The organism is Azoarcus taiwanensis (assembly GCF_012910885.1).
In the GTDB taxonomy this organism is placed as follows: Bacteria; Pseudomonadota; Gammaproteobacteria; order Burkholderiales; family Rhodocyclaceae; genus Azoarcus_F; species Azoarcus_F taiwanensis.
Window position 1 is genome coordinate 1 of record NZ_WTVM01000040.1, and the last position, 16,839, is coordinate 16,839.

Here is a 16,839-nt window from a genome sequence, read left to right on the forward strand (position 1 = left end):
CTGGGTCACGCTCCGGGCCGTCTGGTGGGCCTTTTTTGGTGTGCGCCGAAAGACCGACTACCACCGGGACGCCACTTCACTCGATCCACGGGCGATCGTCATCGCCGGAGTGCTGGGCGGGCTGGTTTTCGTACTGGTTATCGTCGCGTTTGTGCGTTTCATCGTCGCGACAACACAATAAGGGGGTGCGTCAATGAGTCACACTCTGGAGAAGTATTTCGTTCCGGAGCCTTCGATCTACCCGATCTTCGGTTCTGTTGCGCTGCTGCTGTTCGGTTCCGGTGCAGTCATGTGGCTCAACGACGTCGGCCCCGGGCCACTGGTGTTCTTCCTCGGCATCGCTCTGCTGATCTACATGATGTTCGGATGGTTCGGCCAGGTGGTGAAGGAATCGCAGGGCGGACAGTACGGCAAGCGTGTCGATCTGTCCTTCCGCTGGTCCATGGGCTGGTTCATCTTCTCCGAGGTGATGTTTTTCGCAGCCTTCTTCGGTGCACTGTTCTACGTCCGCGTGCTGAGCCTGCCCTGGCTGGCGACCGGTGAGAACGAGGCGGTGTTGTGGCAGGGCTTCACCCAAGAGTGGCCGAGTTCGGGTCCGTATCCGTATGCCGAGGCCTTTACCCCGATGGGCGCCTGGGGCATTCCGGCTTTCAACACCTTGCTCCTGCTCACATCGGGCGTGACGCTGACCTGGGCGCACCACGGCCTGCTCAAGAACAGGCGCGATCAGCTCGCCAAGGGCCTGCTTGCCACGATTGCGCTGGGGGTGATCTTTCTCGGTTTTCAGATCTACGAATACTTCCATGCCTATTCGGATCTCAACCTGAGGCTCGATTCCGGGATCTATGGCTCCACCTTTTACCTGCTGACCGGTTTTCACGGCTTGCATGTGACGATCGGCGCGATCATGCTGGCGGTGATGTATTTCAGGGTGCGGGCCGGGCATTTCAGACCGGACAATCACTTTGCCTTCGAGGCGACCGCCTGGTACTGGCACTTCGTGGATGTGGTGTGGCTGTTCCTGTTCGTGGTGGTGTATTGGCTGTAAGCGTGGCCAGGCTGGCGCCGCCAGTGCGCCAGCCGATCTTTTTCGGTTTTCTCGAAATCGCGGGTCGTAGGCCCGCACACTCAGGAGGGGGTCAGAGCCTGCCCTGGATGAAGCCGGTGGCAAAACCGAGCATCAACAGCAGGAACAGGCCGATCGACAGTCCAACGCGCCACGACAGCGCGCGCACCATACGCGTGCCACTCGTGCCGCGATCACGCAGCAGAAAGAGCAGGGCGGAGCCCATACTGGCGACGATGAGCAGCATGAAGCAAATGACGACGAAACGCATGGATTGTCTTCTCCGTTGTGTCGATGATGCCGCGCCCACTTGCCGGGGCGTTCGTACAGTCCCGATTGTCGCGCAAAACCATCGCATGGAGTGCGCATGAGCATGCGACGCATGCATCCGGTGCCAGTCATCGCAGGCCTGGCGCTTGCCGCGCTTACTGTGTCGCTCGGCAATTGGCAGATGTCACGCGCGGACGAGAAGCGCGAGCTGCAGAAGCAGATCGAGGCGGGCGCGGCGGCGCAGCCGGTATCGATCAGCGCCGGTGCTCGCGTCCATGACTGGATGCCGGTCGAGCTTGCGGGACGTTGGCAGGTCGAAGCGTCCATCTTCCTCGACAATCGGGTTCAGGATGGCCGGGTCGGGTATCACGTGCTCACACCGATCGAGCTCGGACACGGCGCCGGCTGGGTACTCGTGAATCGGGGCTGGATCGCCGCTGGTGCCACACGCAACATGCTGCCCGAGGTCCCGGCACCGCAGGACGGTGCTGCTGTGATCGGGGCGGTGCGTGTGCCCGAAGCCGCCCCTTTCACGCTTGCGGCGCAGGCTGGCGAGGGGGCGTTGTGGCAGTACATCGACCTGGCGCAATACCGCGAATGGTCCGGGCTTCCGGTTCATGACTGGATTGTCCAGCAGACATCGCCGACTGCGGACGGGCTGGTGCGCGACTGGCCCCGCCCGGATGCCGGCATCGACCGCCATCGCGGCTACGCTCTGCAGTGGTATTCCTTTGCCGGACTCTCGCTCGCACTCACCGGTTTCTATGCTTTCAGAACACTCAAACCCCATGCCGCCTGATTCCAGCGCCCTCGATCCCATGCAAACCGGTCCGCAACATGCCCCCGAGCCACCTCAGGGTATGAGCCGTTCGGCCAAGCGCACGCTCATCGCCCTCGCGGTGGTGTGCACGCTGCCGGTCATCGCCTCCTATCTCGCCTTCTACGTGTGGAAGCCGCAGGATCGAGTCAATTACGGCGAACTTATTACGCCAACCTTGCTGCCCGATGTCTCGTTGCCCGCACCCGAGGGCATGCCGCCAGTCAGCCGGGCGACGGTCGAGGGAACTTGGACCCTGGTCTACGCCGGGCCGGGTGCCTGCGGTGGATCGTGCGCCAGTGCGATCTATGCAATGCGTCAGACCCGCGTTGCCCAGCGGCGCGATATGGAACGTGTCAGTCGCTTGTGGCTGGTGACCGATCAAGCCGCGCCGGCCGGTGAAGTGCTCGCTGCCCACAGCGACATGCATGTGGCCCAGGCCGATCCGCAGTGGCTGGCGGCAATGCCCGGTGCAGAGCAGGGCGTGCATTTCTATCTGGTCGATCCGCTCGGGTACGTGATGATGCGCTTTCCGGAACAGGCCGACATCAAGCGGGTGATCAAGGACCTCGAGCGCCTTCTCAAATACTCCGCCTTGGGTAGGTGAACCCCATAGAACCATGAATCTATACCGCCGACTTGTTATCGCTTCGTTGCTGCTCACTCTGGTCGTGGTCGTGTTCGGTGCCTACGTGCGGCTGGCAGACGCCGGGCTCGGCTGTCCGGATTGGCCTGGCTGTTACGGCAAGCTGACCCCCACCCAGGCCGCAGAGCAGATTCACGAAGCCTATAGCGCCGACCCCTACGGCCCGGTCAGCATGCGCAAGGCCTGGAAAGAGATGATTCACCGCTATCTCGCCTCGGGGCTAGGCTTCATGATCATCCTGATCACCGCGCTCGCCTGGCGACACAGGCGCCAGGCCGGCGCAGCCCCGGTCGCCGCCGGCTTGCTTCTTGGTGTCGTGATCTTTCAGGGCATGCTCGGCATGTGGACCGTCACGCTGTTGCTCAAGCCGGCCATCGTCACTGCCCATCTTATTGGCGGCATGACTGTACTCGGCCTGCTTGCATGGCTGTCGATGCGCGCACTGAGCGTGCCCCGCGCCGAGGTCTCGCCGGGTGTCGTGCTGCTGTCGTGGCTGGCCTTCGCCGCACTGGCTGTTCAGATTGCGCTGGGTGGATGGGTGAGCACCAACTACGCAGCGCTCGCGTGCACCGATTTCCCCACCTGCCACGGTAGCTGGTGGCCGGAGGCCGACTATTCCAATGCCTTTCACATCGTGCGCGAACTCGGCATGACTGCAGAGGGCGAGCTGCTCTCGCATGAGGCACTGACCGCGATCCACTGGATGCACAGAGTCGGCGCACTGACTGCCGGCGGCCTGCTTTTCGCATTGGCATGGGTTCTGTCACGCCGGCAAGCCACCCAGGGCCTCGGTATCGCACTGCTTGCTGCGGTGGTGCTGCAGGTCCTGATCGGCGTCGCCAACATCATCTTCAGCCTGCCGCTGTGGCTGGCTGCCGCACACAACGCCGGCGCGGCATTGCTGGTGGTGGTCATGGTCTGCATCAGCAGCCGACTCGGCCTGGCGGCGAGTCCAGCCGATGCCGGGCAACGCCTGTCCGGCTTGGGCAGGGTCGACCAGCCTCAGGCCCGATAGAACCCAGGGAGACACGATGAGCACCCTCAACAACCGTACGCTTACCATCGACCGCAGCGCCACCAGCCGGCGGCTGCATGCGTTCTATGTGCTGACCAAGCCTCGCGTCAATACACTGATCGTGTTCTGCGCCATCATCGGCATGTTCCTCGCTGTGCCTGTCGGGTTGCCGGACCCGGGTATCGTGCTCGCCGCCACGATTGGCATCGCCTTCGTCGCAGGAGCTGCAGCGGCGATGAACTGCCTCATCGAAAGTCGCATAGATGCGCACATGGCGCGTACCCGTGGCCGCCCGCTGCCGCGTGGTGAGCTTTCCTCGGCCGAAACCCTCGGTTTCGCCACTGTGTTGGGTGGCGCGGGGCTGGCGTTGCTGCATCAGCTCGTCAACCCGCTGACAATGTGGCTCACGCTGGCGACTTTCGTCGGCTACGCAGTCGTGTACACCATTTTGCTCAAGCCACGCACACCGCAGAACATCGTCATTGGCGGCGCCTCGGGCGCGATGCCGCCGGTTCTCGGCTGGGCCGCGGTCACCGGTGAGGTCACCGCAGATGCGTTACTGCTGTTCCTGATCATTTTTGCCTGGACGCCGCCGCACTTCTGGGCGCTGGCACTCTACCGCACCGAAGACTACGCCCGGGCTGGCTTGCCGATGTTGCCGGTCACCCACGGTCAGGAGTTCACCCGCCTGTCGGTGCTGCTCTACACCTTCATTCTTTTCGGTGTGACGCTGCTACCTTTCGCCACCCGCATGAGCGGCTGGCTCTACCTCGCCGCTGCGGTAGGCCTCGGCCTCGCCTTCCTGCATCATGCCTGGCGACTCTACCGCAACTACAGCGACGCGCTCGCGCGCAAGACCTTCCGGTTCTCGATTCTTTACCTGTTCCTGTTGTTCGCGGCTTTGCTGACGGATCACTACCTGCGGTTCTGAGCCCTGGTGGCGGTGCGTTTCGCTGCGCTCAACACACCCTATGGTGCGAGACTTGGGCATAGGGTGCGTTGAGGCCAAGCCGAAACGCACCGATAAGCGTCTCAAGCCGCCAGCAGCCCCCGCATCTTCTGCATCGCCTTGGCTTCGATCTGCCGAATGCGTTCGGCCGAAACCCCATACTCGGCGGCTAGCTCGTGCAGCGTTGGCCCGTTGCCCTCGCTCAGCCAGCGCCGGGCTACGATGCTGCGACTACGCTCGTCGAGGCTGGCGAGCGCATCACGCAAGCCGACATCCTGCAATCGCGCCGCCTCGGCACGCTCCAGCACCTCCGATGGTTCGGCGTTCGGGTCCGGCAGGTAAGCGATCGGCGCGAAGCGGTCGTCCTCGTCGTCGCTACCACCCTCGAGGGGCATGTCCCGACCCGAGAGCCGGGTTTCCATCTCCACCACTTCCTCAGGCTTCACGCCGAGTTGCTCGGCCACCGCACGCGCTTCGTCGGCGCTCAGCGTACCCAGATCGCCCTTCATGCTGCGCAGATTGAAAAACAGCTTGCGCTGCGCCTTGGTGGTGGCGATCTTGACCAGGCGCCAGTTGCGGATGATGAACTCGTGGATTTCCGCCTTGATCCAGTGGATCGCAAACGACACCAGCCGCACCCCGCGCTTGGGATCGAAGCGCTTCACCGCCTTCATCAGGCCGATATTGCCTTCCTGTATCAGGTCCGCATGGGGCAGGCCGTAGCCGAGATAGCCGCGTGCAATCGCCACCACCAGACGCAAATGCGACATCACCAGTCTGCGCGCGGCCTCGACGTCGCCCTCGTCGTGCAAGCGAGTTGCAAGCTCCTGTTCTTCGGCTTGGCTGAGCATCGGGATGCTATTGACCGACTGGATGTACTGGTCGATGCTCCCCGCGGCGCTCGGCACCGGCAACGACATGCTTTGAATCATGTTCGCTATCCCTCCTTTGCAGATAATTTTAGCACTCACCGCGTGAGAGTGCTAACGGGCTCCAGGGTTCCTTTCGCTGTGGCAATCCGTCGACAGTTGAGGCAATCAAAACCCCAGTAAGCTCCCTTGGAGCTAATCGCGAGCCGCCTGCGGGACAACAGGGCTACGTTGCGCTAAAGTCGGAGGCACGGCCTGCGCACTCGGGAGTGCGGGAGGCCACTTGACATACGGATCCGTGCAACGCTACGAACAGTTGGCCGCAGGACTCGACACCATCCGTGATGAGCGAGGATGGCGTGCTGTTGCAGCCATGCAACAATATTTGACCGAATGAGGGGTTTTTGTGGGCTTCGACTTGCTTAGTCGTGACGGCGTTTGCAGAATGGCTGCAACTTCTCAATCGAGAGGTGAGTCGGGCCGGTGCCAACCGGTTTCAACTTCAACTAGAGGAGAAATTCATGCAGAAGAAACTCATTGCGCTGGCTGTCGCTGGTATGATCGCTGCGCCGGCCGCCATGGCTCAGTCCAACGTGACCATCTACGGTCTGGTAGACATGGGTTACACGTATCGTAGCGACAACATCGCGAGCGGCGTCGGTAGCAAGTCTGCACTCGATTCTGGTGTTCAGAGTGGTAACCGTCTTGGTTTTCGTGGCACGGAAGATCTGGGTAACGGCCTGAAAGCTGGTTTCGTTCTTGAGATGGGCTTGTTTGTCGATAACGGTCAGAGCCGTCCCGACGGTAATTTCTCGCGTCAATCCTTTCTGACGCTGTCTGGCGATTTCGGTACCGTTGCCGCTGGTCGTCAGTACTCCCCGCAGTTCAACATGCTGTCGGCGCTTGATCCGTTCGGTACTGGCACGGTCGGTCAGGCCAACAACCTGTATGTTCACGACACTCGTCTGAGCAACACGATTGCCTACGTTTCACCGAGTTTCTCTGGCCTGAATGTAACGGTTGCTCATTCGACTCAAGCTGACGATATCAAACAAGAGAACTTGGCTAACGTTGGTGACGCACGAGTTTGGGCAATTGCGCCGGTCTACCGTAATGGCCCGATCATGGTTGGTTTGAACTATCATCGGATCAAGGCTAAGAGCGTTTCGGATAGCGCTACCAAAGTTTGGGATCTCGGCGGTTCCTACGATTTCGGCGTTGTCAAGCTTTCCGCAATGTACGGTTCGCGTAAAGACAGCGACATCAATCTTGACCGTCGTCAGTGGTTTGTTGGCGCAACCGCCCCTGTTAGCGAAGTCGGTAACGTTCTGCTGTCCTACGGTCAGACCAAGAACAAGGGTGTGACCGGTAGCCCGAAGGCAACTCAGTGGGCCTTGGGTTATACGCACAATCTCTCCAGCCGTACCAATCTGTACGCTGCATATGCTGACATCAGCAACAAGAGTGGCGCTGCATTCTCGGTTGGTGATAGCTCGAACAGTGGTCAAGGCTACCAGCAGGGCTTCAGCGTTGGTGTTCGTCACCGCTTCTGATCGTCTCCTGACGGTTTGAATTATGGGAAGGGCGCTTCGGCGCCCTTCTCGTCGTTCACAGCCTGAGTATCACACTCGAGAACCGTCGTGTTCCAACGACAGTTCACCGTAGGAACGCATGGGGTCAGGCCTAGCTTCGTAGCATCCCCGTCTGTATCCCAGCCCATCATGAGGTGGGGTCGCAGAACCAAGGCAACCAAGGGGTCAGGCCTAGCTTTGTAGCATCCCACCGCTGAACGTATCGACGCGGAATCACGGGGTCAGGTCATTCGACGCTTCGGGTCAGACCAAGGGTTCAGGCCTAGCTTCGTAGCATCCCCGTCTGTATCCCGGCCCATCATGAGGTGGGGTCGGGTACTGGAAGGCTGCGTGGTACAGCGGGTGCTGCGTGGTTGCGACTGTGGGTGGCGCTGAGCGGTATCGTTTTTTCGATGGTCTGCTCAGTGAAGATGGTGTGGTCGCCCTGGTTCAGCCGGCTGTTCGCCCAGGATCTGGGCCAAGTCCGAAACCGTGGTTACGCAACGGGTTGGCTTAAGTGAAATGACATACGCGTTGTGTCGAGGTATGCTGTGCGCATGGCTCGGCCCTTGAGAATTGAGTTTCCCGGAGCGCTCTACCATCTCATGTCGCGAGGCGATCGGCGTGAGGACATCTTTATGGACGAGGAGGACCGGGCGATCTTTCTCGAAACGCTTGGCGAAGTGGTTTTACGCTTCAACTGGCAGTGTCATGCTTACTGTCTGATGGACAACCATTATCACCTCATGGTTGGGACGCCTGACGGGAACCTCTCCAAGGGCATGAGGCATCTCAATGGCGTGTTCACCCAAGCTACGAATCGTCGCCACCAGCGCAGCGGCCATGTTTTTCAAGGTCGGTATAAGGCGATACTGGTTGACGGCGACAACTATCTTCTGGAACTGGCACGGTATATCGTCCTGAATCCGGTGCGCGCGCGCATGGTCGCTTCCGCAGCCGACTACCCCTGGAGCAGTTACCGGGCGACGGTGGGGCTGGCGGATCCGCCGTCCTGGTTGATGGCCGATGCGTTGCTTTCCGTTTACGGATCATCGCGGCGTGAAGCGCTGGCGGCGTTCATCCGCTTTGTGAGCGACGGCATGGGCGTTGGGGCGATGAGCCAGCAGGTCGAAAGATCCATTTTTCTTGGCGACGATTCATTTATCAAGCAGACGCTTCAGAAAGTGGCGGAAATGAAGGAGGACTTCGATATCCCGAAGGTGCAGCGACGTGCGCCACCGCCGACACTTGAGCAAATAGTCGAAGCGTATGCGGATCGCGACTCCGCCATGGCGGCTGTGCACGCCACAGGCGAGTACAGCTACGCCGAGATTGCGAGATGGTTTGGCGTACATTTCACTACGGTGGGTCGCGTCGTTCGCCGAGCTCTTCGCGCGAAGGGAGGCGGCGGTTGATGCTACGAAGCTAGGCCTGACCCCCTCTTTTCCTGGCTGACCGTCGGCCGCGAGCCGTGTATTATTTCCACTTGCACTTGGCAGCATCCGTGTAGCATAGAATTTGCGACTGCGATGCGGGCGGTGGCGCTCGCCAACTTCCAAAAGGGGTGATCCGAAGATGTTCAAGAACGATTCCGTTATTGGGGCGGGCACGCGCTGGGTTTTGGCGGTGGCGGCTGTGTTGCTCCTCGCAGGGTGTGCGACTTCGTCCTTTCCGCCGGCGCCGCCGCAGGCTGCCGATGCCGAGTACAACTACGTGATCGGCCCGGGTGACAGTCTCAACATCGTGGTCTGGCGTAACCCCGAGTTGTCGATGGCGGTGCCAGTAAGGCCGGACGGCAAGATCACCACGCCGCTGGTGGAGGACCTTCCCGCTATGGGCAAGGATGCTTCCCAACTCGCGCGCGACATCGAGGGGGCGTTGGCGCAATACATCCGTGAGCCCGTGGTCACCGTTATCGTGACCGGCTTCCGTGGCCCGTACAGCGAGCAAATTCGGGTCGTCGGCGAGGCTGCGCAACCGCAGACTTTGGCTTATGTGCAACGTATGACCTTGCTTGACGTGATGATCCAGGTCGGCGGCATCACCGACTTCGCTGCTGGCAATCGAGCGACGATTCTTCGCACCGCCGAGGGCAACAAGCAGTACGGGGTGCGGATCAACGATCTGCTCAAACGAGGCGATGTCTCTGCAAACGTCGAGATGCGTCCAGGCGACGTGCTCATCATTCCGCAGAGCTGGTTCTGATCGGTTTCTACCCCATCTAGCCGCGGCGTGTTCTTGCGCGGCGGCGTTTTTGCAGGCAGCACATGGAAGATCTTCTCGCTCAGATCAACGCCTATCTGCGTGGTATGTGGCGTTACCGTTGGTGGGGACTCGCGTTGGCGTGGGTCGTCGCCATCGGTGGTGTCGCCTTTGTTTACCAGATGCCCGATCAATACCGCTCCAGCGCCCGGGTGTTCGTCGACACCCAGTCGGTGTTGAGGCCGTTGATGCGCGGTCTAGCGGTGCAGCCGAACGTCGACCAGCAGGTGGCGGTGCTCAGTCGTACCCTGATTACGCGGCCAAACGTCGAGAAGCTGATCACGATGGCGGATCTGGACCTGACGGTGAATTCGCAAGCTGAGCGCGAAGCCCTGATTTCGCGCCTGCAGAGTGGGCTCCGCATCGGTGGAGGCGGTGGGCGCGACCGCGCAAACATCTTCACCCTGTCTTTCCAGGATCAGAGTCCGGAGCGGGCGCAACGGGTGGTGCAGGCGCTGGTATCGTTGTTCGTCGAGTCCGGGCTGGTGTCGCAGCGACAGGGTACCGACGAGGCGCGGCGTTTCATCGAGGCGCAGATCGTCAATTATGAACGCCAACTCGTCGATGCCGAGAACCGCCTGAAGGAGTTCCGTCTTCGCAACATGGAGTTGCTGGGTGATGGCAACCGGGATTTCATCTCCCAGATCGCGGGTCTGGCCCAGCAGCTGTCACAGACCGAACTCGAGTTGAAGGAGGCGCAGAACATGCGTGCCTCACTTCAGCGGCAGATTGCGGGTGAGGAGCCGGTGCTCTTGCCCTCACCCGGGCGAACATCGGGGTCGATTCCCGAGATCGACCGCCGTATCGATGCTTTGCAGCAGAGCCTCGACAGCATGATGTTGCGCTACACCGATGCGCACCCGGATGTGATCGGGACCCGTCGTGTGATCGAGTCGCTCGAAGAGCAGAGACGGCAGGAACTCGAGATGCTTCAGGAGATGGCGCCCGAGCAGTTCGGGGCGCTGGATGCGAATCCCGTTTTCCAGCAGATGCGGATTTCGCTGTCGAACGCCGAAGCCAGGGTCGCGTCGCTGACCGCGAGGGCCGATGAACTGCAGTCGCGGATTGCCACCCTGCGCCAACGCGCCGAGCTTCTGCCCCGGCTAGAGGCCGAGCAGGCGCAGCTCAATCGCGATTACGCAGTACATAAGCGCAACTACGACGAATTGGTCGCCCGACGCGAGTCGGCCGCGATTACCGCCCAGCTCGATGCGCAATCAGGCGCTGGCGACTTCCGGGTCATCGACCCGCCGAGTCTGCCGAGCCGGCCATCGGCTCCGAACCGTCTGCTGCTGGTCCCGCTGGCGGGCCTCGCGGCGCTGGGCGCTGGTATCGCGCTGACCTTCCTGCTGGCTCAGCTTCGCCCGACGGTCATCGATTCCCGGATGCTGAGGAATGTCACCGGTCTGCCGATACTCGGCTCGGTGTCAATGGTCCGCGACGCCACAGTGCTTCGTGCTCAGCGGTTCGGTCTGTTCATGTTTTCCAGTCTCGTCGTCCTGTTGGTGGGCGCGGTCGGAGCCGCAACACTGGCTTTGCAGATGATTCAGGGCTGAAGGGGCGTTTCATGAGTCTTATCGAGAAAGCGGTTGAGCGACTGGACCGACTCAAACAGGCCGGCGGCGAAGGTGACGCCGTATCGGGCAAGGCGCCGGCGGCCGGGTCACCCCCTGCGGCGGCTGCCAAGCGTGCCGATCAACCCGGATCGAGTGGCGCGGCGGCGCGGGTGGCTGCACAGCAAGCGGTAGAGCCAGCTGTTGCGAGACCTGCCGCCAAGCCGGTCGAAATCGATCTTGGGCGCCTTGCCAAAATGAACATGGTGACGCCGGACAAGCCCAAGTCTGCGATTGCAGAGGAGTTTCGGGTCATCAAGCGGCCCTTGATACAGAATGCGCAGGGGCGCGGGGCCGCACCCATCGAAAACGGCAACCTCATCATGGTGACGAGTGCTTTGCCGGGCGAGGGGAAGTCGTTTTCGGCGATCAACCTGGCGGTGAGCATGGCCATGGAGCTCGATTTCACCGTTCTGCTGGTCGATGCCGACTTTTCGAAACCGGCAATTCTCGGACGGCTGGGTTTGCCCTCGCAAAAGGGCCTGATGGACGTGCTGGTCGGTGATGTTCCGGATCTCTCCGATGTCATGTTGCGCACCAGTATCGAGAAGCTCACCGTGTTGCCGGCCGGCATTCCCCAGCCGCGCGCAACCGAACTCATCGCGTCCGAGGCAATGGAGCGCATGCTCGACGAGATCGCCGGTCGATACCGGGACCGGATCATCGTGTTCGACTCGCCGCCGCTCTTGCCGACCACCGAAGCACGGGTGCTCGCTTCACACATGGGGCAAATTGTACTGGTTGTCGAGGCAGACCGGACTTCGCACGGGGCGGTCAAGCAGGCCCTGGCGACCATCGAGACATGTCCGGTGAAGCTGATGCTCCTCAACAAGGCTTCCCGAAGTCAGAGTGAAGGTCTGTATGGATACGGATACGGGTATGGATACGGATACGGCGCGGATCACAATTCAGGGGCGACGGCCTGATATGGGTATCAGGGCGCGGTGTCTCCCGGGCGTGCGCACGGCGCTTGCGGCATGTTGTGTTCTGGCCGCGACCAACGCCCCAGCGCAAGTCCTCGATCTTCAGCCGACGCTGCAGACGCGACTGACTTTCAGCGACAATATCCGGGCTTCCGGTTCCGACAAACGTAGTGGTTGGGTAGCTGAAGTGTCGCCTGGCCTGGCTGGCGGCATTACCCGCGAGGGGGCACGGGTGCAGGGTCGCTTCAACGTGAGCGCACGCAACCTCGGCTACACCAGTGACGACGGCTGGCGCAGACCGGCGCTGTCTCTGCAGGCCGGCGGACAGGTCGAAGCCATTGAGGACTTCTTCTTCATCGAAGCGGATGCCGCGATTCGTCGGAGCAACCTCTCCTTGTTCTCCGGGCGCAGCAGTGACGACTTTCTGAATGCGGATCGTCGCAACGAGACACGCTCTCTTGCGCTCGCACCGCGTCTCGAGTTTTCGCTCGGTTCGATTGCCGATGCGCGGCTGCGCTATCAGCAGAACTGGTTGTCCGGTGGCAGGGGTGCATTGGTCGCGCAGCGGCGAGGCGAGTGGTCGGCTGATGTCATCGGCGCGCGCGCTTTCGGGCCGTTGGGCTGGGGTGTCAACTATCGCCGGGCCGACACGGCATATCGGGACAATGACATTAACGATGTGCGGGAAGAGTCGTTGCGTGGCTCGCTCTTCTACACGGTCACACCGCGGTTCAGGCTGCGTGGCATCGTCGGTCACGAGCGTAATGATTTCGGTGCTGGTCGCACGCAGAGCAACTCGATCACCGGCGCCGGTTTCGACTGGAACCCGTCGCCACGCACGTCGCTCAGCGGCTACGTCGAAGACCGGTTCTTCGGCAATGGTTACGATCTCAGTCTCACCCATCGCATGGCGCGCTCCACTTTCCAGCTCGGCGCTGGCCGTGATGTAACGTCGTCAGTGCAGCGTTTCGGGAGTGTGTTCCTGATCGAGGAGTTCGTCGCATTGTTCAACGCGCTCGAACTGATCGCACCGGAGCTCACTGCGGACGAGCGGGAGGAAATTGCTCGCGGCGTACTGCAACTCACGGGCGATAGCTTCGTCAGCAACGCGTATTTCGTCGACAAGCGTCTTCGCGCCGCTTACACATTGCGCGGTGCTCGCAACTCGCTGACCCTGGGTTATACGCAGTCGGACCGGTCGCGGGTCAGTGCAATCACCGGCCTGCGCGAGGAAGACCTGTTTCGCGATTCCGATCGCGTCAAGAACCGTTCGTTGTCAGTCTCGTTTTCTCACCGCTTGACTCCACGCAGCTCGATCAACGCTTCCGTGGTGCGCTCGGTCGCGGAACGCACGCTTGACTTGAGCGACCGTACCCGCAGGTTGACGACTTCGCTCGGCTATAGCACCCGTCTCGGTCATCGCACCGTTGGTGGGCTCACCTATCGCCATCAGAAATCCTCCGGTGCGCGCGACTTCACCGAGAACGTCATCAGCGCCAACATGAACATGCGCTTCTGACCGGGTTCCACTGAATGTACGAATCCTTTTTCAAGCTTCGCGGCAAGCCGTTTCAGCTCAACCCTGATCCCAGCTTCTTCTTTGCAAGTCGAGGCCATCGCCGCGCGATGGCCTACCTCGAGTATGGCCTGCATCAGAACGAAGGCTTCATCGTCGTCACCGGTGAGATCGGCGCGGGCAAGACCACATTGCTGCGCAGCCTGATGGAGCATCTCGACCCGAGCAAGGTGGTGGCCGCCAACCTTGTCAGTACCCAGGTGGACGAGAACGACATTCTGCGCATGGTCGCCTCGGCCTTCGGCGTGCCCAATCGCGGCCTCGACAAGGCCGGCTTGCTGCTTGCGCTGGAAACCTACTTTGTCTCGCTCGCGGCGGAAGGGAGGCGAGCGCTACTGATCGTGGACGAGGCGCAGAATCTGTCTGCCCAGGCGGTCGAGGAGTTGCGCATGCTGTCCAACTTTCAGTTGGAGGACCATGCGTTGGTGCAGAGCTTCCTGGTCGGCCAGCCGGAGTTTCGCGACATCATGCAGGGCGCGCAGATGCAGCAGTTGCGTCAGCGCGTGATCGCCTCCTACCATCTTGGCCCGATGGATGCCGAAGAGACCCGTGCCTACATCGAGCACCGCCTCCATCACGTCGGCTGGCAGAATGACCCCGAGATCGATGACGAGGCCTATCACTGCATTTATCGCTATTCGGGGGGCATTCCGCGACGTATCAACAGCGTTTGCGACCGTCTCTTGCTCGCTGCCTATCTTTCCGACTCGCACCGAATCAATGCGACCGACGCCGAAGCCGTGGTGACGGAGTTGGTCGAGGAGTTCAAGTCATCGGCGAGCCGCCAGCCAGCCAACGGCTCGGCGCGTTCAGCCCCTGTGTTCTCGGGCGATGTCGACGCAACGAGGCTTTCGGTGTCACCGGAGCTTGCCGATAGCGTGGCGAACATGGCGGCGGGGTTCGATGCGCGCCGCATCGAGGTGCGTCTGGCTGGACTCGAGGCCTCGATGTCCGCGACGCTGAACGTGCTGAATCAGCTTCTGCAAGCGGTGCGCAAGGATCAATCGAATGACGGAGACCGTTCGTGAGCATCAAACGTAGCGACCGCTTTCCAGTCGTCTGCATTGTCGGTGCACGGCCGAACTACATGAAGATGGCGCCCATCATCCGGGCGTTCAAGGCACATGAGCCGCCGCTGCCCTGCCTGCTGGTGCACACTGGGCAGCACTACGACGCGGCAATGAATGACCGCCTCTTCGCCGACCTGGATCTGCCGCAACCCGACGTCAATCTCGAAGTCGGATCAGCCAGCCATGCTGTGCAGACGGCCGAGATCATGAAGCGTTTCGAGCCGGTCATCGACGAGCACGGTGCGCGTGCGGTGCTTGTAGTCGGGGACGTCAACTCCACCATTGCCTGCGCCCTGGTCGCGGCGAAGCGCAATATACCGGTGGTGCACGTCGAAGCCGGCCTGCGCAGTTACGACCGCAACATGCCCGAAGAAATAAACCGCGTGCTCACCGACCAGATTTCGGACGTGCTCTACACCACCGAACGCAGCGCGGCCGATAACCTCGGACGCGAGGGCATCGCCGCCGAGCGGGTTGCCTTCGTCGGCAATGTGATGATCGACAGCCTGCTGGCCAACCTGCCCAAGGCGGTGCCATCGGCCGAACTGCTGGAACGCGCTGGCCTGGATGCCGCCGCTATCGCCGACGGCTACGGTGTCGTCACGCTGCATCGTCCGTCGAACGTCGATGCCCCGGAGAACCTCGAGCGCATTTTTCAGGCGTTGGCGCATGTCGCAAAGCGCCTGCCACTGGTTTTCGCGCTGCATCCTCGCACCCGCCACAACCTCGAGCGCTTCGGCTTGCTGGACATGCTGAACATGCCCGGCTTCCTCGTGCTGCCGCCCCAGGGCTATCTTGAGATGCTCGGCCTGATGTCCAAGGCCGTGATGGTTCTCACGGACTCCGGTGGCATGCAGGAGGAAACTACGGCATTGGGGGTGCCTTGTATCACGATTCGCCATAATACCGAGCGGCCGATTACCGTAGAGCAGGGCACCAACATGCTGGTTGGTACCGACCCCCAGGCGATCATCCGGGCGGCCGAGGACGTGCTCGCCACCGGCGGCAAACGTGGTCGAACGCCCGAACTGTGGGACGGCAAGGCAGCGGAGCGTATTGCTGCGCACTTGTCTGCATGGCTCGGACGCTAGGTTGTGTTGACGAGTATCTCGGCGTTCACACATCGGCGTCGGCGCCAACAATGAGTTCCTCCCCCTTCAAGGGGGAGGTCAGGAGGGGGATGGGTGTTTTCCGCGGCACTCAGACCCATCCCCACCCCAGCCCTCTTCTTGAAGGGGAGGGGGAGAACATGAAATACGCATTCATGCGATCGCCCTGGAACTAGTGCTTGTTTCGCAACTTGGGCCAATTGATTGCCGGATTAAAGACTCACTCCCGAAAATGACCCAGCAACGAATCGCGAACGCGTTCACCATCGACGTCGAAGACTACTTTCAGGTCTCGGCGTTGGCGCCGCATTTCCCCCGGGAAGAGTGGGAGAACGTGCCCTGCAGGGTCGAGCGCAACATTGACCGCATCCTCGAAATGCTGGACGCGCACGGGGCCTCGGGCACGTTTTTCACGCTCGGATGGATTGCCGAGCGCTATCCCGCGATGATCCGTCGCATTGCCGAGGCGGGTCATGAAGTGGCCAGCCATGGTTACAACCATGAGCGGGCGAGCGCGCAGACGCCGGCGCGGTTTCTTTCCGACATCAAGCTCGCCCGGGCGGTGCTCGAGGACGTGAGCGCTTCGGCGATCACAGGCTATCGCGCACCGAGCTTCTCGATCGGCGCCGGCAATCTGTGGGCGCACGACAGCATCCTCGAAGCCGGTTACGCGTACAGCTCGAGCATCTACCCGGTCAAGCATGACCACTACGGCATGCCGGATGCGCCGCGTTTTCCGTATCGCCTCGAGAATGGCCTGCTCGAGATTCCGGTCACCACCAACCGCATGCTGGGGCGTAACTGGCCGGCAGGCGGGGGCGGTTACTTTCGTTTGCTGCCCTATGCCGTGTCGCGCTGGCAGATCGCGCGGGTCAATCGTGAGGACGGTCGCCCCGCGATCTTCTACTTTCATCCGTGGGAGATCGACCCTGAGCAGCCGCGGGTGCGTGAGGCGAGCGCGAAGACGCGCTTCAGACACTACATCAATCTCGAGCGCACCGAAGCACGGCTCAATCGCCTGCTGCGGGATTTCGCCTGGAGGCGTGCGGACGAAGTCTTCCGCGACGCCGCGTGAAGGTCGGG

General features: G+C 61.4%; 17 protein-coding genes. 15 read left to right on the forward strand and 2 right to left on the reverse strand.

The features are described from left to right. A partial coding sequence (locus tag GPA21_RS08510; protein ID WP_168987773.1) for a DUF2970 domain-containing protein occupies window positions 1-181 on the forward strand: 181 nt, incomplete at its 5' end. 12 nt (window positions 182-193) lie between these two features. Beyond that, window positions 194-1,048 (forward strand): cytochrome c oxidase subunit 3, encoded by an 855-nt coding sequence (locus GPA21_RS08515; protein ID WP_168987774.1) that lies wholly within the window; start codon window positions 194-196, stop codon window positions 1,046-1,048. 91 nt (window positions 1,049-1,139) lie between these two features. Here GPA21_RS08515 and GPA21_RS08520 read toward each other — a convergent pair whose 3' ends face one another. Beyond that, window positions 1,140-1,337: a twin transmembrane helix small protein gene (locus GPA21_RS08520; protein WP_168987775.1), complete on the reverse strand. Its 198-nt coding sequence runs from the start codon at window positions 1,335-1,337 to the stop codon at window positions 1,140-1,142. Between the two features lie 96 nt (window positions 1,338-1,433). Between GPA21_RS08520 and GPA21_RS08525 the strand changes: the two genes are divergently transcribed. The 4 genes from GPA21_RS08525 to cyoE all read left to right on the forward strand — a co-directional run bounded on the left by GPA21_RS08525 (window position 1,434) and on the right by cyoE (window position 4,745). Beyond that, a complete protein-coding gene (locus GPA21_RS08525; protein WP_168987776.1) occupies window positions 1,434-2,135 on the forward strand; it encodes an SURF1 family protein in 702 nt (233 codons plus the stop codon). Between the two features lie 61 nt (window positions 2,136-2,196). Further along, window positions 2,197-2,760, forward strand: coding sequence for an SCO family protein (locus GPA21_RS08530; RefSeq protein WP_168987777.1), 564 nt, complete (start codon window positions 2,197-2,199; stop codon window positions 2,758-2,760). A gap of 13 nt (window positions 2,761-2,773) precedes the next feature. Continuing rightward, window positions 2,774-3,814, forward strand: coding sequence for a COX15/CtaA family protein (locus GPA21_RS08535; protein ID WP_168987778.1), 1,041 nt, complete (start codon window positions 2,774-2,776; stop codon window positions 3,812-3,814). 16 nt (window positions 3,815-3,830) lie between these two features. Next, window positions 3,831-4,745, forward strand: a complete 915-nt coding sequence (cyoE, locus tag GPA21_RS08540) for a heme o synthase (RefSeq protein WP_168987779.1) — start codon at window positions 3,831-3,833, stop codon at window positions 4,743-4,745. Window positions 4,746-4,846: 101 nt separating this feature from the next. On the opposite strand, the gene rpoH is transcribed toward cyoE, so the two are convergent. Next, window positions 4,847-5,695 (reverse strand): RNA polymerase sigma factor RpoH, encoded by an 849-nt coding sequence (rpoH, locus tag GPA21_RS08545; RefSeq protein WP_168987780.1) that lies wholly within the window; start codon window positions 5,693-5,695, stop codon window positions 4,847-4,849. 458 nt (window positions 5,696-6,153) lie between these two features. On the opposite strand from rpoH, the gene GPA21_RS08550 reads away from it, so the two are divergent. The 9 genes from GPA21_RS08550 to GPA21_RS08590 all read left to right on the forward strand — a co-directional run bounded on the left by GPA21_RS08550 (window position 6,154) and on the right by GPA21_RS08590 (window position 16,831). Next, the gene (locus tag GPA21_RS08550) at window positions 6,154-7,185 is read left to right on the forward strand and encodes a porin (protein ID WP_168987781.1); all 1,032 of its coding nucleotides are present in this window, start codon (window positions 6,154-6,156) and stop codon (window positions 7,183-7,185) included. 575 nt (window positions 7,186-7,760) lie between these two features. Continuing rightward, on the forward strand, window positions 7,761-8,618 hold the full coding sequence (locus GPA21_RS08555; protein ID WP_168987782.1) for an REP-associated tyrosine transposase: 858 nt from the start codon (window positions 7,761-7,763) through the stop codon (window positions 8,616-8,618). 160 nt (window positions 8,619-8,778) lie between these two features. Beyond that, window positions 8,779-9,408, forward strand: coding sequence for an XrtA/PEP-CTERM system exopolysaccharide export protein (locus tag GPA21_RS08560; RefSeq protein WP_211163498.1), 630 nt, complete (start codon window positions 8,779-8,781; stop codon window positions 9,406-9,408). Between the two features lie 62 nt (window positions 9,409-9,470). Beyond that, window positions 9,471-11,021 carry an XrtA system polysaccharide chain length determinant gene (locus tag GPA21_RS08565; protein WP_168987783.1) on the forward strand — a complete coding sequence of 517 codons (1,551 nt, stop codon included), beginning with the start codon at window positions 9,471-9,473 and terminating at the stop codon, window positions 11,019-11,021. A gap of 11 nt (window positions 11,022-11,032) precedes the next feature. Then, the gene (locus tag GPA21_RS08570; protein ID WP_168987784.1) at window positions 11,033-12,004 is read left to right on the forward strand and encodes an XrtA-associated tyrosine autokinase; all 972 of its coding nucleotides are present in this window, start codon (window positions 11,033-11,035) and stop codon (window positions 12,002-12,004) included. A 31-nt stretch (window positions 12,005-12,035) separates the two neighbouring features. Beyond that, the gene (locus GPA21_RS08575; protein ID WP_168987785.1) at window positions 12,036-13,520 is read left to right on the forward strand and encodes a TIGR03016 family PEP-CTERM system-associated outer membrane protein; all 1,485 of its coding nucleotides are present in this window, start codon (window positions 12,036-12,038) and stop codon (window positions 13,518-13,520) included. A gap of 14 nt (window positions 13,521-13,534) precedes the next feature. After that, window positions 13,535-14,605 (forward strand): XrtA/PEP-CTERM system-associated ATPase, encoded by a 1,071-nt coding sequence (locus GPA21_RS08580; RefSeq protein WP_168987786.1) that lies wholly within the window; start codon window positions 13,535-13,537, stop codon window positions 14,603-14,605. Beyond that, on the forward strand, window positions 14,602-15,738 hold the full coding sequence (gene wecB, locus GPA21_RS08585; protein WP_339379866.1) for a non-hydrolyzing UDP-N-acetylglucosamine 2-epimerase: 1,137 nt from the start codon (window positions 14,602-14,604) through the stop codon (window positions 15,736-15,738). Before GPA21_RS08580 ends, wecB begins: the two co-directional genes overlap by 4 nt. A gap of 250 nt (window positions 15,739-15,988) precedes the next feature. Then, window positions 15,989-16,831: an XrtA system polysaccharide deacetylase gene (locus GPA21_RS08590; protein WP_168987787.1), complete on the forward strand. Its 843-nt coding sequence runs from the start codon at window positions 15,989-15,991 to the stop codon at window positions 16,829-16,831. Window positions 16,832-16,839 lie beyond the last annotated feature (8 nt).

Coding starts and splice junctions, on each gene's coding strand:
- GPA21_RS08570 (WP_168987784.1), top strand. CDS start 11,033: ATGAGTCTTATCGAGAAAGCGGTTGAGCGACTGGACCGACTCAAACAG.
- rpoH (WP_168987780.1), bottom strand. CDS start 5,695: ATGATTCAAAGCATGTCGTTGCCGGTGCCGAGCGCCGCGGGGAGCATC.
- GPA21_RS08525 (WP_168987776.1), top strand. CDS start 1,434: ATGAGCATGCGACGCATGCATCCGGTGCCAGTCATCGCAGGCCTGGCG.
- GPA21_RS08555 (WP_168987782.1), top strand. CDS start 7,761: ATGGCTCGGCCCTTGAGAATTGAGTTTCCCGGAGCGCTCTACCATCTC.
- cyoE (WP_168987779.1), top strand. CDS start 3,831: ATGAGCACCCTCAACAACCGTACGCTTACCATCGACCGCAGCGCCACC.
- GPA21_RS08550 (WP_168987781.1), top strand. CDS start 6,154: ATGCAGAAGAAACTCATTGCGCTGGCTGTCGCTGGTATGATCGCTGCG.
- GPA21_RS08560 (WP_211163498.1), top strand. CDS start 8,779: ATGTTCAAGAACGATTCCGTTATTGGGGCGGGCACGCGCTGGGTTTTG.
- GPA21_RS08515 (WP_168987774.1), top strand. CDS start 194: ATGAGTCACACTCTGGAGAAGTATTTCGTTCCGGAGCCTTCGATCTAC.
- GPA21_RS08590 (WP_168987787.1), top strand. CDS start 15,989: ATGACCCAGCAACGAATCGCGAACGCGTTCACCATCGACGTCGAAGAC.
- GPA21_RS08565 (WP_168987783.1), top strand. CDS start 9,471: ATGGAAGATCTTCTCGCTCAGATCAACGCCTATCTGCGTGGTATGTGG.
- GPA21_RS08530 (WP_168987777.1), top strand. CDS start 2,197: ATGAGCCGTTCGGCCAAGCGCACGCTCATCGCCCTCGCGGTGGTGTGC.
- GPA21_RS08535 (WP_168987778.1), top strand. CDS start 2,774: ATGAATCTATACCGCCGACTTGTTATCGCTTCGTTGCTGCTCACTCTG.
- GPA21_RS08580 (WP_168987786.1), top strand. CDS start 13,535: ATGTACGAATCCTTTTTCAAGCTTCGCGGCAAGCCGTTTCAGCTCAAC.
- GPA21_RS08520 (WP_168987775.1), bottom strand. CDS start 1,337: ATGCGTTTCGTCGTCATTTGCTTCATGCTGCTCATCGTCGCCAGTATG.